At 39.3% G+C, this 16306-nt stretch carries 16 protein-coding genes; all 16 read right to left on the reverse strand.

What is annotated here, in order from left to right; translation table 11 throughout:
• Nucleotides 1-27 precede the first annotated feature (27 nt).
• A complete protein-coding gene (locus tag LI164_RS09010) occupies nt 28-561 on the reverse strand; it encodes a hypothetical protein (protein ID WP_215683430.1) in 534 nt (177 codons plus the stop codon).
• A 121-nt stretch (nt 562-682) separates the two neighbouring features.
• Nucleotides 683-1387 carry an alpha/beta hydrolase gene (locus tag LI164_RS09015; RefSeq protein WP_227087021.1) on the reverse strand — a complete coding sequence of 235 codons (705 nt, stop codon included), beginning with the start codon at nt 1385-1387 and terminating at the stop codon, nt 683-685.
• Between the two features lie 5 nt (nt 1388-1392).
• Complete coding sequence (locus tag LI164_RS09020) at nt 1393-1848, reverse strand: YaiI/YqxD family protein (protein WP_005333664.1); 456 nt, start codon at nt 1846-1848, stop codon at nt 1393-1395.
• A 73-nt stretch (nt 1849-1921) separates the two neighbouring features.
• Complete coding sequence (locus tag LI164_RS09025) at nt 1922-2101, reverse strand: hypothetical protein (protein WP_005333663.1); 180 nt, start codon at nt 2099-2101, stop codon at nt 1922-1924.
• 79 nt (nt 2102-2180) lie between these two features.
• Nucleotides 2181-4379 carry a P-loop NTPase fold protein gene (locus tag LI164_RS09030; protein WP_117682802.1) on the reverse strand — a complete coding sequence of 733 codons (2199 nt, stop codon included), beginning with the start codon at nt 4377-4379 and terminating at the stop codon, nt 2181-2183.
• Between the two features lie 185 nt (nt 4380-4564).
• Entirely contained in the window at nt 4565-5557 is a 993-nt protein-coding gene (locus tag LI164_RS09035; RefSeq protein ID WP_117682801.1) for a YafY family protein, read from the reverse strand.
• Between the two features lie 88 nt (nt 5558-5645).
• Nucleotides 5646-6302, reverse strand: coding sequence for a 3'-5' exonuclease (locus tag LI164_RS09040; RefSeq protein ID WP_117682800.1), 657 nt, complete (start codon nt 6300-6302; stop codon nt 5646-5648).
• Between the two features lie 479 nt (nt 6303-6781).
• Nucleotides 6782-7672: a transporter substrate-binding domain-containing protein gene (locus LI164_RS09045; protein ID WP_117613777.1), complete on the reverse strand. Its 891-nt coding sequence runs from the start codon at nt 7670-7672 to the stop codon at nt 6782-6784.
• Nucleotides 7673-7756: 84 nt separating this feature from the next.
• Entirely contained in the window at nt 7757-8515 is a 759-nt protein-coding gene (locus LI164_RS09050; RefSeq protein WP_117682799.1) for an amino acid ABC transporter ATP-binding protein, read from the reverse strand.
• A gap of 6 nt (nt 8516-8521) precedes the next feature.
• Entirely contained in the window at nt 8522-9196 is a 675-nt protein-coding gene (locus tag LI164_RS09055) for an amino acid ABC transporter permease (RefSeq protein ID WP_117682798.1), read from the reverse strand.
• Nucleotides 9177-9836 (reverse strand): amino acid ABC transporter permease, encoded by a 660-nt coding sequence (locus LI164_RS09060; RefSeq protein WP_117605805.1) that lies wholly within the window; start codon nt 9834-9836, stop codon nt 9177-9179. The genes LI164_RS09055 and LI164_RS09060 overlap by 20 nt, the downstream gene beginning before the upstream one ends.
• Before the next feature lie 312 nt (nt 9837-10148).
• Nucleotides 10149-11573, reverse strand: coding sequence for a DUF4367 domain-containing protein (locus tag LI164_RS09065; protein ID WP_227087022.1), 1425 nt, complete (start codon nt 11571-11573; stop codon nt 10149-10151).
• Between the two features lie 11 nt (nt 11574-11584).
• The gene (locus tag LI164_RS09070; protein WP_117682796.1) at nt 11585-12106 is read right to left on the reverse strand and encodes an RNA polymerase sigma factor; all 522 of its coding nucleotides are present in this window, start codon (nt 12104-12106) and stop codon (nt 11585-11587) included.
• Nucleotides 12107-12316: 210 nt separating this feature from the next.
• Entirely contained in the window at nt 12317-13222 is a 906-nt protein-coding gene (locus tag LI164_RS09075) for a DegV family protein (RefSeq protein WP_117682795.1), read from the reverse strand.
• Between the two features lie 238 nt (nt 13223-13460).
• A complete protein-coding gene (gene galT, locus LI164_RS09080) occupies nt 13461-14957 on the reverse strand; it encodes a UDP-glucose--hexose-1-phosphate uridylyltransferase (protein WP_117682794.1) in 1497 nt (498 codons plus the stop codon).
• A 19-nt stretch (nt 14958-14976) separates the two neighbouring features.
• Entirely contained in the window at nt 14977-16257 is a 1281-nt protein-coding gene (locus LI164_RS09085; protein ID WP_117682793.1) for a galactokinase family protein, read from the reverse strand.
• Nucleotides 16258-16306 lie beyond the last annotated feature (49 nt).

A 16306-nucleotide genomic window follows, 5' to 3' on the forward strand; every position in this document is an offset into this window, starting at 1 on the left:
CTTCCCCATACTATTTTCTTCTATATGCTACTGAATTTTTTCGAAAAGTGACAGATATTCTTCTTCGACTTCTTCAAATGGACGAACCGTATAATCTAAGTCAATATGTAACTCTGGAATTTCTCCGTATTGTATTTCTCCAAGTAAATGTTCCAAGTCATACCATAGCATTGCATGATCTATTTTTTTGAGTTCTTTCTGTTCTTCCTCCGTCAAATCTGAGCCAAGAAATTTTTCATAAATTATGCCAAGCAAATGTTCTTCCTGCTCCTGATATTCCGGTAGTTCATTCTTAAATGGTGTTGGAACATCGGACATATAGCATTCACTTGCATCATGAAGCAAGCATGCAAGTACCATTCGATTTGACAGACCACGGGCTGCTGCCTCCCTAGCACAGCAAATACAATGCTGTCCCACCGACCAAAATGTTTTTACATGTCCATTTCCACGGCAAATCATGGAAAGTGCATGCGCAATATCTTCAATCCGAATTAACTCCGGATTTGGATTTGTTGGTTCAAAATGTTGCCCTGTGTATGTAGTAATAAATTCACCCATCATTTTCTCCTGTTACTTCATAGCCTCATACTAAAATTATTTTCTATGTACATATGCCTTGAAATCAATCACCTTTGCTGATTTCCTTTTTGGGACAATTCCTAAACGTTCCATGTCTAATTTAGTATCTTTTTTCCATCAGCCACTTGATTCCTTTTGCCAGACGCTTCCCAGAATCCGCAAAATGTCCTCCGGGATTCCATTCCAATACTACCTGCTCGGCAAATGGATCTTCCAGCAACAATTTTTCTTGTTCCCTGGTGCGGTCTCCCACAGTTGCCATTACCGCATTCTTCGTCTTTTCTTCCTTTCCTCCAAGGCTCAAGTATACGCTGCATTTGCGCTTCAATATATGTTCTCTCATGTAAATATCCCAATTCTTGAACCACAGAGAACCAGAACAACACGCAATTCCAGAAAATGTATCGCATTCATATGCCGCCCACAACGCAAATAATCCTGCTAAGGAATAGCCTGCCAGCCAGTGTTCCTGTTCTTTCACATGATATGTCCGGTCAATATATGGGACTCCTTCTTCAAGTAACCACTTCAACGTCCTTGCGCCTTGTCCATCAAATGCTTCCGTTCCAAATGCCGCCGGTGCTTCCCAGGGTGAAAAATCCCGGTTCCAGTCTTCCACCTGAAATGCTACTAAAAGAAATTTCTGTTCCGGCACAAGCTCCATCAAAGCTTCCCAAAAATGTTCTACTTCTCCTCCCTGATGCGGATACATGCCCCAGAAAATAACCGGACCTCCCGATCCATTCTGTACGATATGTAATTGTATATCTGCTACGATTGTCTCTGTCACATTTATCTTCTTCATTTTCATCACATTTCTGATTCCACTGCCATCCTTATCATTTTCTCAAATGACTGCGCAAACCGCTCATCATCTTCCTCAGTACGTTTCTTCGGCCCTTTTATATGATTTTTATGAGAACTTCTTCTCGCCTTCTTATTCAAATGTCGCTCCATAAGCATCTGATCAATATTGTCATTGGTGTACCATTTGCCAGACTGATGAATAGCAAATGCACCCTTTCCCAACGCCATCGCTGCCACTCCATAATCCTGTGAAACCACAATATCTCCCCTATGACAAATGCTGATCAACTTATAATCAACAGCATCCGCTCCGGCACCCACAACAATCACTTCACTGTACTCAGATGTCAGGACATGATTTGTGTCACATAATAAAGTCACCGGAATGTTGTATTTTTTTGATATGTTCTCAACTATGCTGACCACCGGGCAGGCATCAGCATCAATGAATACTCGCATGTTTCTCTCCTAAAACTCCTAATTTTTCTATTTACAAATAGTGTACAAATATTTATAATAAGACAATAAGATATTAAGTGCTGATAGAATGGTGTCTATATTTAGATGCTTTAATCCTTAGGTAACGATATCCTTTTGCCCATAGAGCCTTTTGCAATGTAACTTCAATTGTTGTATTCTTCCCTCTGATTTTACTCATCGTTTTTCTACGCTGTTCAGTTACATTATTAAAAACTCTTTCTTTTGCTTTCATTTACTTATTTCCCTAACATGTAATTTTTTATATTATACCATAAAACATGTTATAAAATGTATGTATCCTTATTTACACTTTATCGTTCTCTCCATTTTTCAATCATTCTTTCAGCATCTTTCTGACTTACTTCCCCTTCATCATCACTTTTTCCAATACTATCCAAATAAAATGCCGCACAATACTCTTGATTTTTTTTAGATAATCTAAACATCTCACCTGTTGCTTGCGTATTTTGAATTGCATCTAAAATACGTTCTTTTGTTAAATATTTTTCGTATTCCTTAGATACAGCATACTTAATACCGTTTCCAATCCAAGTAAACACTGTACTTTTGAGAAAACACAATATGTGTATATCGTCTTTCAACTCCTGCTGAATTCTTTGCGTCATAAATTGGGAATCAAAATTTTCCATAAGGTATAAAATCATTCTATAATCAAAAAAATCAAAAATACTATTTTCTTTTAATATTGTCTTTACTTTTTGCTTAAATACTTGTTCTACATCTTCTAATTCTTCAATTGATATAATCCTTCCCTTACTTTTTTCCCTTCCTTCTGCCGCTAATCTCCCATAACCCAATTCTATTATATTAATAACATGTGCTATTGACGGTAAAGAATCTAACTCTCCACTATTAATTAATTGTTCTAAAAAGTTCTTTCTATTTACTTTCTCAATTTGTTCGAACAAATCGATAACCATATGCTCTGCATAATCTCTTGAAGATGTCATTAGTAAATTACCCGTAGATTTTTCCTCCAATTTATAAGCACTTTTCAAAATACTTGTAACAATTATTTTTGCTCTTTCTTCTCTAATATTAGGTATCGCAGATTTTATTTCGGATAAAAACGCATAACTTTTTCCTTCCTGATTCAATTCCAAAATATATTTTTCCAGTTCACCGCATCCTAATTTTTGAATCGCCCTTGTAACCTCAAAAGATTTTATATCAATCTCTTCAATATTAAAATCAAAATACCTTTCAAATTTGTCTGGATGTGCAATACGATTGCTCCTCCTAAGCAAATCAGAATCATACCATTCTGTTATTTTCCCAATCTCATCTCCGATATATGGAAAAAGGCATACTAAAATGTCCATTATCTTTTCTGCCTCTTTCTCTTTCCCCACCTTCACTAAAACTCCCTTTAATTCATTTAAATACATATCATACAGTTCTTTTTGTCCTTTATTATTGGCCATATACACTCTTTTGCCACTCAGTTTACCTGTTAAAAAATTTTTATTGTACTTTATCCATTCATAAACAGTTGGATAGTACATTTCTATTACAGATATAACCACCATATCTGTAAAATCTACTTCTGTTCCTATACCAGAAAACTTAAACTGTACCAAATTACACAGTCTATTTACATCTCTCATATTTTTCAACAACGGTATGACACAAGTATCTGCCAATCTCTCCCAATGTTCTAAATTTATTTTTATACCTTCTTGCTCTTTTACTATGTTATATAATCGTTCAAATATAATACCTCTAAATTCAGTCGAACATATATCTGGTATTTGAATTGGCATTTGAATTATTTTTTCCAAATACTCTTCACCACTTCCTTCTTGAATCTTCTCCAAAGCTTTTACAACAATCTCTTTATCAAATACCAATAAATATATCATATTAGGGAATTTTGCCACTGACGTAATCAACTGAAAGACTTGTCTTATTTGTTCATTGTTAAGCCTATCAATATCATCTATAACCACTAGAATTCTTTTATTCTGGCCCTTCAACAGCTGAACAACTTTTTCCTTCTGGCACATAATATCATTTTTATCCAAATTATTCTGTATTCGTTTACCTATACCTTTAGAAATTCTTTTCCCCAAAAAAGATATCGCTCCTCCAACATGTGGAATAACTTTCGCAAAATCAAACGCATCTGAATACCGTTCTAAAGCGTTACCTACCTCTTTCAATGTTTTATCTTTTGTCCAATGAAATTGATTTGCCAAATGAACAAAAAACTGTTCTAATAATTGATTTGTACTCGAAAAATTCCAAGGTTCAAAACGAACAATCACTACTTTTTCATTTTCTTTTATTTCCTCAAGAATCATATTTACTAGTGATGTTTTCCCAGTTCCCCATTGCCCATACAGTCCAATAGTAAAAGTATCTTGACTATTCAAATTTTCCAAAGATTTAGCCACTAGTTCCGCAAAATACTTTCTTTTTAAAAAGTCTTCCTTTTTGCTTAAAATCGGTTTATCTGAATAATACATTTTTATTACCTTTCTTTTCATATCTAACTTTTAAAATCATATAATATATTTTGAGAATAAAAATGTTTGTAACTTTCTCTTAATATTTATCATTCCAACTCGTAATCATAATTTATTGCCATAAATAGCACTATAATGTCCCAATTTATAATCTCATTAACTTCACCGCGTACCCACAAATTTCTTTTCCTGGGTAAATTAACCTCTTATTCCCCATACTGCTCTACCAGTCTCTTCACTTCTCCTCGCATCTGTTCTACGACGTCCTCTGGCGAGAGTATTTTCACCTGTTCGCCCAGTGAGAATACCCAACCCAAGAACTGCTTGCTGACGTGTACATCTACATTTACAGTAAAATGATTTTCGTCTGCCGGTATGAGCATAATATCTTTTCCGAATCGGTCGATAATAACTCCTGCCAGGCGGTTATCTACCAGGAGCTTTACAGTCTTTTCTTTTCCGCCGAACATTCCGAAGCTTTTCTTTGCATAATCTGCCATGTCTAGTTGCTTAAAATGTTCTTTTCCTTCGCGTGCTTCTGTAGACATGCGGATATGAAGCATCTTATCTACACGGTAATGCTTGATTAGTTCTGCTTCTGAGTCATATCCGACGAGATAATAATTTTCATCGTCCCAGGAAAGTCCCCATGGACTGATATGATACCAGGCACCATCATGCCGAAGCTCCATTTCTTTTTTCACATTCCACTGATAATACTGAAACTTGATTTTCCGGTTCTCGGATATGGCATTATGAATCGCATCGACGGTATAATAAATGCTTTCGTTCATGGCCTTAATTCTGCCGGACACATAGACTTGTCGCTGCAATTTCTGTGCGTCATATTTACTGACCAGTTTTTCCAGCTTTTTAATCAGTGTATTTGTCTTCTTTTGGGTGATGAATTTCGAAGACTGAATTGCATCTACCAGAAGCTTTAACTCAGGAAGTTCAAACGGGCGCTCAACTACATGATAATGATAACGGTTTCCTACCGGTTCACCTTCAACTTCTATCCCTAGCTTTTCCAGATCTTTCAGATCATTATAAATACTTTTCCGGTCCGCAGTGACTTCGTATTCTTCCAGCTTTTCTTTAATTTCCGGCATTGTGATATAGTGCTCTTCATCTGTATTTTCTAACATAATCTGTGCAAGTCGATATAATTTGAACTTCTGATTCTTTCCTTTTGGCATCGCAGTCTTCCTCCTCACCTGATGATAGTTTCATTGTATCACAGGTGGGGAGAATATGGTACAGCTATGTATTTTGTCGATTTAATCCTTACGCCAACTTAAGCTCCATACCGGCAAATAGTTCTCCAAGTGAACTGCTAAGGTGCTCGGAAGGTTTCTCTGGCATCTCATAACTTACCAGTTGATAATCTGAACTTAATTCTAACTTTTCAATCAACAGACCTGTATTGACCGCATCGTTTAGCCCATCGTGGAATCTTCCCTCCGGATCTATGTCAGCCCGTCCCAATGCTTCTTCCAGACTCATTTTTCTGGACATCTCATATCTCTTCATAAATATATCCTGATAGTCTACCCATCTGGATTCTTCCATAAAGGACGCAATCTTTTCATCTACAATATTTTTTGCTTTTATCTCATGAAGAATCTGGGCACGGTCACTTCCACTCCAGGCATAGACTTTATACTCTCTGTCACCGATCCAGTTGAGCATATGTAATAACGCTTCCTGAAGTCTCGGCGCATGCTTCACCTGGCCGTTCTTGATACCTGTCAGATTTTCAATAAAATAATCTATCACACCATGTTCTGGGTGTACGAACTGACTGAGTGTTCCAATTCTCTTGAACTCCTCGTCCAGAAGCACCGCACCAATTTGTATCGTTTCATTCGCATATTTGTATCTTTTACTACGATAATCTCTCGGCACCTTGCACATTTCTAAATCAATAACCAGATAATTCATATAACATTCTCCCTTCTGAATCTTACAACATATGGTATTTTACTCAACTACTCGCTTCTCTAGTTTTCATTCAAATCCTTTGTTATCTATATTCTATCCGAAGAGGTGGGGTATAAAGTTCCCTCATCAATACATTTTCAATCTGCTTCTTTATTTTGTCACTATCTTTATATTACCACAGCATTATCGACCCACTGCAATATAGAAAAAGGCAGGACTTGCTCGTTTCTTTTTTATTTTCACATTTAACGCATTGCGTTATATATTTATACTATAATATATATCTTTTCACTCATCAACGCATTCATATCTTCTACCTTTACCAATATCATCAGTACTTCCTCCAAATATGAACATTAAGACAAAATACAAATATTGGACACAAAATCTCCCCTACACAAAAACAAGCTGACCTTTCGGCCAGCTCATTTCTTCTTACTTTTATTATTCTCTTTTAATCCAGTGAGACTACCTTGAATCTATTGTACTGCTCCACCTTCTACAACCAGATCCTCTTCGTAGTCTTTTCCGTAAGTGTCTACAAGTGTCTCTTCGTAATCTTTGTGGAAGAACTGTTCATCACCAAGTGATTTGATTTCCTCATTTACCCAATCAAGCAATGTATCGTTTCCTTTGGATACTGCTGGTGCAATGGTGTCTTTATTTCCAAGTTCAGAGATTCCAACTGTGTAACCTTTGTTCTGAAGTGCAAATGCGATAACCTCTGTGTTGTCGTTTGCCCATGCTACACCATTTCCATTTTCCAGAGCGTTCTTTGCTGTTGCGTAGGAATCATATTTCTGAAGTGGAATATCCGGATAATTCTCTGTCAGGTAAGTCTCTGCTGTTGTTCCTGAGATGACGATCATCTGATCTTTACTGTTCCAGTTGTCCAGGCTCTTGATAACGTTGCTGTCCGGAGATACAACTCCAAGTGCTACGTTCATGTATGGAAGTGCGAAGTCTACTTCTTCTGCACGCTCGTCTGTGACTGTGAAGTTTGCAAGGATCAGATCAACTTTTCCTGTCTGCAGATACTCGATACGGTTTGCAGCTTCTGTAGATACAAAGTTGACTTTTACACCGAGATCTTCACCGATTCTGTTCGCGAAGTATACATCATATCCCTGATATTCACCGTTTTCATCAACATATCCAAATGGATTCTTATCGGAAAATACTCCGATATTGATTGTTCCGTCTTTTTTGATTTCATCTAATGTACGATAAACAGTTCCGGAATCTTTTTTTGCTGAGGAATCGCTTCCTTTAGAATCATCGGAGCTTGAGCTTCCGCATGCTACAAGTGCAAATGTACTTGCGACTACGGTTGCCAGTGTAATTAATTTTTTCAGTTTTCCATTTTTCATAATACAAACTCTCCTTGTCTCATTTCTTATATCAAAACTCTTATGAGTCTTGCTTTTTCTAAAAATTTCCTGTTACAGATTGATTCAAATATCTCTCTTTACAGACTCAAATGTAAATGTATTCAAGAATTTCTTCGCCCGATCTGTCTTCGGGTGTTCGAAAAACTCATCTGGTGTTTCATCTTCTTGTATTTTTCCGCCTTCCAGAAATATGATCCGGTCTGCGACAGCTCTGGCGAACTGCATTTCATGGGTAACAATTATCATCGTTCTGCCTTGCGCTGCCAGATCTAAGATTACGTCCAGTACTTCACGAACCATTTCCGGGTCAAGTGCTGCTGTTACTTCATCGAAAAGTAAGATTTCCGGGTGCATGCACAATGCACGGACAATTGCAACTCGCTGCTTCTGTCCTCCGGAAAGCTCTCTTGGATAACTTCCGGCTTTTTCTTCCAGTCCAACTCTTCTAAGAAGCTTCATGGCTTCTTCTTTCACTTCATCTTTTGAGCGTTTTTGGACTTTCGTAGGTGCCAGTAAAATATTATCTAATACAGTCAGATGTGGAAACAGATCATAGCTTTGAAACACCATTCCTATTTTCTGTCTGAGGCAGGTCAGAGATTTGCTTTTCGGGTCAATGACCTCGTCTCCCAGTTTGACCACGCCGCCCTGAATCGGCTCCAGGGCATTGATACATCGAAGTAATGTACTCTTTCCACAGCCACTTGGACCAACTACCACAATGACTTCGCCTTTCTTTACGTCAAGACTTACATCATCTAAGATGACTTGATCTCCATATTTTTTTATCAGATGTTCTACTGTAAGTAATGTCTCTGCCACAATCTATCACCTCCATCTTTTTTCCAGATATTTTGCAAGCATACTGATTGGCCAGCATGCGAAAAAGTATAATAAAAATACTACAAGATAAATGCCAAATGCAGCATTGGGACTGCTCATTCGATTTGCCTCGATGATCTGCTGTGAGACTTTCAGCACTTCCACCACACCGATCATCAGGATCAGGCTTGTAGTTTTGATCATTCGTGTGATCAGATTGATGGATAGCGGAATGAGTCTGCGAAGTGTCTGCGGAATGATAATGTACCAATAAGTCTGCACTTTGCTCAATCCTAATGCCTCGCTGCTTTCATATTGATGTTTCGGGATACTGATAAGCGCCCCTCTTACAAGGTCACTCATTTCAGCTGCTCCCCAGAATGAAAATACTATAATTGATGCATTTTCTCCTGATAAGTCCCAGCCAAACGCTCGCGTTGTCCCGAAAAATACGAGAAATAACAGTACCATTTGTGGCATGATTCGTACAATTTCCAGGTAAATGCGAAGAATCGCTTTGGTAATTGGATTTTTCCAGGTCATCAAAACTCCCAGTACGATTCCAAGTGGAATGCTTATGACTACGGAAATCAGGCTAATCTTCAGTGCCACTCCAAGTCCTGCCAGCATTCGCATGAAGTTCTGTCCTTTTAATAAAACACTAATCCCCAAATCCGGCATAACGCAGCCTCCTTTCCAAGAGACTTCCCAATATCGAAATTGGAAGTAAGATCAACAGATAAAAGACTACCAGTAAAAACAGGCTTTCTGTTGTCTTGTAATAAAGTCCGATTAAGTCTTTTGCGGTAAACATAAGGTCCATAAGACTGACTGCACTAAAGACACTCGTTTCTTTCAAAAGAAAAATTACATTTGCCATAAAGGCCGGTACACTTATTGAAAATGCCTGTGGCAGTACCACGTACCGCATAACCTGCAGACGGTTCATGCCGAGGCTCAATGCGCTTTCTGTCTGAATTGCTGCGACTGTCTCCAGTCCGCTTCGAAACGCTTCTGCCATATAACTTCCTCCAAGAAATGTCAATCCTGCGATTCCACATGTCTGCGGATCTGTCTGGATTCCAATCTTTGGAAGTCCATAATATATAAAAAATAATTGTACAAGCAGTGGTGTATTTCGACTGAGTTCGATATAGACCGCTACAATTTGTCTTGCGACCGGTACTTTTTCATACTGGATGATTGCACAGATCAGTCCGACGATAATCGCACAGATAACTCCGGCTAATCCAAGTTTTACAGTCAGCAAGGCGGCTCGTTCATACATTGGCAAATATTTGATAATAAATTCCCAGTTCATTGCCTTACCCCTCTCTCACTATTTTTAATCTCTTGCTCCTTTCGATTTCATGAAAGCAATGTTATCACTCTTTTCCTAGTTAGTCAATAGGTTTTATATGAAATATCGTTTTTTACTAAAACCTATAATCAATATCCAGTTATAGATGTTGGCTATAGCAGTTTAAAGTAAGATACGCTTTGCCGGCATCATAGATATTTTTATCAACATTGCCTGATTCTATTATATGCATACCAACTTATATAAGTTATGAATCTTCAAGAAACAAAAAAAGCCGACACTTTGCATTCTTCGCAAAGTGTCGGCTTTTTTCTACTTTCTGATATCCACAACTCCAGCTTCCAGCATCCCTTCACCGAAATCATAAGCACCGCCTTCACCGTCCAGATTCAGGTACATATCCGCCAGATCATTTTCATTAACAATCCATGCCATGTTGACTTGAATACTCTCGCCCGGTTTCAGAGACGAAATATAATTACCACCATTCCCATAATCTTCTCGCACACTACTGTAGGTCATTTCTGCAGTATGCGCCACGCCGTCCCAACTCACACGGTCATATCCGTTACCGGACTGTTCCATTGCATTATAAATATGGTATTCACCATTTTCATGACGAATCAATGCCAGATTTCCGATATACAACATGTGCTTGATTTCCTGATCCGAATTATTTGTATACGTGACTGTTGCATAAACAAGTTTTTGATTTACATTTTCTGTTTTAATGACCCGATCTACAGAATTCACACCATCGCCGGATTTGATATAAGAAACTTTATTCTTTACAAGTTTTCCGTTGGAATTGATTACATTTTCCCATTCTTCCGGTAAGTCTGCACCGTTAAGCAACTTCAGATCATCCGCTGTCTGAACCGAATCTACGTGGGCAGAAATTTTATCATTTACGATATTGTTTCCGTCTTTATCTTCTCCTGATGCAGATAATGTAAAATCTTCGCCAATCTTGTACACCTTTAATTTATCCTCAGACACAGATGTTACCATTTCATCACCGGTCTCAACGTTCGGGTTGACCTCATCGCTCCAGGTATACATCTTCGCTGTTTCCAGCATCTTGTCATTTTCTGTAATCTCAAGATTTTCTGCTACTTTCACAGCATCCTCTTTCGATACATCATCTCCGATATAGATTGTGATCACACGATATTCATCCGGGCAGAGGAGATAGATTCTCTGGTCAAATACACCTTTTTCTGTCTTTAAATTATTGTATTTCAGGTATACACCTTCGTATTTACCAAATGTTCTCTCCTCAGACTCAACAACATTTTTATTTTCCAGTGCCTGATTCAGGTCATCGCTGTCCAGAAGTACGGACGCAAAGCTGAATCCACCCATGCGTTTGCTTTGCGGATATTCCAGATGTGACTCGTCTGCCCATTTCATGCCCTCCGGAATATATCCGGTCTTAAAATTAATATCGTGAATCTGCGCCGGAAGATCTGCTAATTTATTTTCTGATGTTATCCCCGTCTTCACACTGTAATCGCCCTGTTTTTCCACATACATGCGGTACATTTTCACACCCGCATAAGCTGCTGTGGTAGTTGCCAGCACGCAGACTATTGCTGCCGCTGCCACTCTTGCTTTGTTCCATCTTTTCCTTTTCTTTGGAATCGCTATAATTTTTGTTTCCTGAAGCTGTCTGTCTACTTCATTTTTTATCATTTCATGGATAAAATCCGGAGTCTCTGGAATATTGTTTTTCATATCTTCGAACCTCATATCGCCGCCTCACTTTCCTGCAGATTCATTCTAAGTTTTCCCCTTGCCCTGGCAAGTCTCTTTTGCACTGCGCCTTCCGTAATATCCAGTATCTGCGCAATCTCTCTGATGTTAAAATCTTCGATATAATACAGAATTACCGGCAAGCGCAGCTCCTCTTTCAGAGAATTGACCGCCCTGTACAACTCGGCGTAATCTGCCCTTTTCTCTGCTTCTTTATCGGCACCTCCACACGTTTTCATGCTGCCGCCAGACTCTCCTTTGTCATTCATTTCCTCCAGCGAAACTAATTTGCTGGATTTTCGCAGAATCGAATAACACTCATTAATCAAGATTCGAACCAGCCACGTTCTGGCATATTTGTCATTTTTCAAAGTATCTATCTTCGAAAATGCTTTGACAATCGTATCTTGAATGGCATCAGCACAGTCTTGGTCACTATATAATATTGTCTTGGCTGTGGAATACAATTGTCTCTCGGAATCGAGAATCAATGCTCCCAATTGCTCTCTGGTCACTTTCACACCACCTTTACATCGGCCGATTCATTTTTCTTACATAGATTAGACGCGTGAGGACAGAAAATATCCCCCGAAACAACGATATTTTTTACTTAATGTAGCAATTTTGACATATACACCCACAGAACCTTCCGAAGGCTTTTTATATAATAGAAAATAGCCATCCTGATCTCTAGAAAAGTTCAGGAACGGCTATCTCTGTAATAACTAATTATTTATTTCTGCTTTTTTTATAATTCCAACCCCTATTGGATATGGTCCTGTGTGTACTCCGATCGTCGCACCGATCTGGTGGATTTCAATCTCTTCGATTCCGAGACGTTCTTTTACGAGATCTTTTAACATCTCCCGGAATTTGACTGCCTCTTCATAATCATATCCATAACCGATGCAGAAGCTGTACTCGCCTGGTTTTGCGTTGATTTCATCCACATAATCTTTTGTCATCTCCACAACCTTTTTCATAGATTTGATGCGGTTTCTTGCGAGTCCGGAACTGAAGATTTCCCCTTCTTTCAATGTGATCATCGGTTTTATCCCCAGTGCACCTGCTGCTATCCCCGCAAGTTTTCCGATTCGTCCACCATGCCTTAAATAATCAATGCTTCCGATTGTAAAGAAGATCCGGCCGGTCTCACGGATAGGAAGGATTCTTTCAATGATTTCCTCATAATCCAATCCCATGTCACGCATTCTGCATGCCTCCAGTACAAAAAGTCCCTGAAGAACGGTATTGACCGTGGAATCAATAACTGTGATCCTGGCCTCTGGATATTCGTCCTTTACCATCTCTTTTGCAACCGTTGCAGATTGCAGGGAACCACTGAATTTTGTCGTAATACAGATGCAGATCACCGGAATATTTTCCTTTGCACTTTTTACAAATGTCTGATAAAAATCATCCACTGACGGCATAGATGATTTTGGAAATACATCCGGGTGGTCTACCATTTCCTGATAAAATTCCCGAATTCCAATCTCTTCTATTTCTTTCTGATAAGTCTCACCGTTAAATGATACATAAAATGGTACGACTTCTATATCATGTGCATCTGTGATTTCCTGTGGAAGATCCAGTGATCCGTCACTGACGATCTGAACTTTCTTTTGCATAACTACTACCTCTCATCTCATGAAATTGCGATTCTATATTGTTCTGATTTCCTTTGCATACCCCGAAAATATCAGGCTTACAGAATGAATTATTCTAATACATAGTTTCTAATACTACTTCTTATAGAAACGTAAAGCAGTATAACACAAAGGCAGTATTATGTACACGCTTTTGGCAAATAATTTTCTAAAATTTTAGAATTAAACCGTATGCTTTAAGTTTGGATCTCTTGTCACTTTATACTTGATTTATAAATCTTAAAAATGCTTCTTTTCCTTCTGGTGTCCGTTTGTAAACTCCGGCCTGTTCCAGAACTTTTGAAAAGACAATTCCAGTCTCTTTCTGAACGATTTCTTTTACATTTTCTGCTGTAATTTCGTAGTTCGCTGCAATATCTGCCGCCCACTTTGCATGAGACTTGGTCAGCGGATCTTCTGTCATATTCTCACCGGAAAGGAGTTTTTCTTCCACTGCCTCCAGCTCTTTTTTCAGACGTCCCGGAAGAATTGCCAATCCCATAACTTCAATCAGTCCGATATTTTCCTTCTTAATATGATGGAACTCTTCATGTGGATGATAAATTCCAAGTGGATGATCCGGCGTTGTCAGATTGTTTCGAAGCACCAGATCTAATTCAAAATCTTCTCCTCTGCGACGGGCAATTGGGGTGATTGTATTGTGAGGTTCTCCATCTGTCTCTGCAAGAATCATAGCTGCTTCATCTGTATACCCACGCCAGCTTCCAAGAATTTTATCCGCAAGATCAATTAATCTTTCTGGTTCTTTTGCATTTAAACGAATAACAGACATTGGCCATTTTACAATTCCTGCTTTTACATCTTCGTATCCTTCAAAAGAAATCTCCGTCTCAATCGGTGCGCGTTCCATTGCAAATGTAAAATGTCCGCCCTGGAAATGATCGTGCGCCAAAATGGATCCTCCAACAATCGGAAGATCTGCATTGGAACCAACAAAATAATGCGGGAACTGTCTTACAAAATCTAATAACTTCGCAAAGCAGGCTTTATCAATTTTCATCGGTGTATGCACTTTATTAAAACAGATGCAGTGTTCATTGTAATATACATATGGAGAGTACTGCAAATACCAGTCAGTATTGTTGATTGTCACTGGTACAATACGGTGATTCTGCCTTGCCGGATAATTGAGTCGTCCGGCATATCCCACATTCTCCTCGCAGAGCATGCAGCGTGGATAATCGGAAGCTGGTTGGTTTCTTGCTGCTGCGATTGCTTTTGGATCTTTTTCCGGTTTTGACTGGTTGATGGAAATGTCAATCTCACCATATTCTGTCTCGGTCTTCCAACGGATATCTTTCGCAACTCTGTCCTTTCGGATATAATTCGTGTCCTGACTGAACTGATAATACCAGTCCGTTGCCCTCTGGGAAGATTCTTCCTGAAGTTGTTGAAACTTCTTCATCACCTGTACCGGTCGCGGTGTCAGGCTGCCCATGAGTTTTGTATCAAAAAGATCGCGGTATACGACTGAATTTTCTTCCAGTACGCCACGCTCATATGCATCATCGATCAATGTGTCCAGTATCTCTGTCAGACCAGCTTCTTTTCCCTTTGCTGACTCTTCCCATGAGAAAGAATCTGCCTGCATAACCTCCAAGATCCGGTTTACTGCCCATACTTTTTCTTCCTGCTCGATCAGCTCTTTCTCCAATGCATAATTCACTAACGCAGTAATTGCTTCATTTCGATTCATCTCATTTCCCCCTCATTCTTTAAAGGATAAGTCCACCAGCCGGACGGATACTCAATACATGACAGCATCCTTCACTCAACATAGTTTCCATCGTTTTCTTAAATTCACACACATCTTCCACCGGGACAAATGCCTGGATTGTTCCGGCAAATCCACCTCCATGTACGCGGCATGCGCCCTTTCCATTCAGCGCTTTCTCAGCCACAGCCAATGCAACTGCCATGTCCTGATGTGTGATGGCTGCTGCCGGTGTAATATTCTGAAGAAGTTCCCATGAAGAACGTCCGGACTCTTTTACAAGATTTAAAAACGCCTCTTTATCTTTCCGCTCCAGTGCATCTGCTTCCTCTGCTGCTCTTCTGTCATCTGCATAGAAATGTAAAGCCCTGAGAACTGCCCTGTCTCCTGCTTCTTTTCTGACCTGTGCCAGATCTGCCAGCAGATCTTCTTCTTTGACTTCGCGAAGTACTTTTTTACCAAAATGCGCTGCCACTTTGCTCATTTCTTCCGGAATAGACGCATATTCATTGGTAAGTGCTGCATGATCCGCACCACAGTCGATGATACAAAGTGCAAGTCCCAGTCCTGTAAGATCCGCATTGATGGATCTTACTATCGGGTTTGCCGGATCTTTAAAATCAATGGCTACTGCATCTCCCACGGAAGAAGCAGTCTGATCCATCAATCCACACGGCTTACCAAAATATTCATTTTCTGCTGCCTGACCGATTTTTGCGATTTCTACTGCATCAAACTTGTCCTGACAAAACAGATGATTTCCCGTTGTTCCAATCAGCACCTCACACGCTGCGGAGGAAGACAGTCCGGATCCAGGCAATACCGTTGATGTCACATACATATCAAAGCCTGCTACCGGATATCCTGCTTTATGAAGCTTGGCCAGCACGCCTCTTATCAGAGAAGCAGTTGTTTCTTTTTCTTCTTCCTTCACTTCCAGATCAGCAAGATCAACACTTGTCATTGGCCAGCCTTCTGACTGAAAATGCACAACACTCGTTCCGTTTAATGCGACACATGCCAGAAAATCCAGATTCACTGCTGCCGCCAGCACTCGTCCATGCTGATGATCGGTATGATTCCCACAGATTTCTGTACGCCCAGGCGCAGAACAAAGTGCGACCATCGTATCTTCTGTTGCTCCAAAGCTCTCCTTAAATCCTTCCATCACATGTGTGGCTCTTTCTCTTGCTGCTTTCAGATTCTCACACCCGGTCTTCAGAAGTGACGCGTCCAAATCTCCATTTTTTACCATCCGATATACATCATTCCATTTTTTCAAAATATAGTTCCTGCCTTTCCTGTATGATTTTATATGTTAATATATTTAA

This window comes from Dorea sp. 210702-DFI.3.125, from assembly GCF_020560945.1.
GTDB lineage: Bacteria > Bacillota > Clostridia > Lachnospirales > Lachnospiraceae > Dorea > Dorea formicigenerans.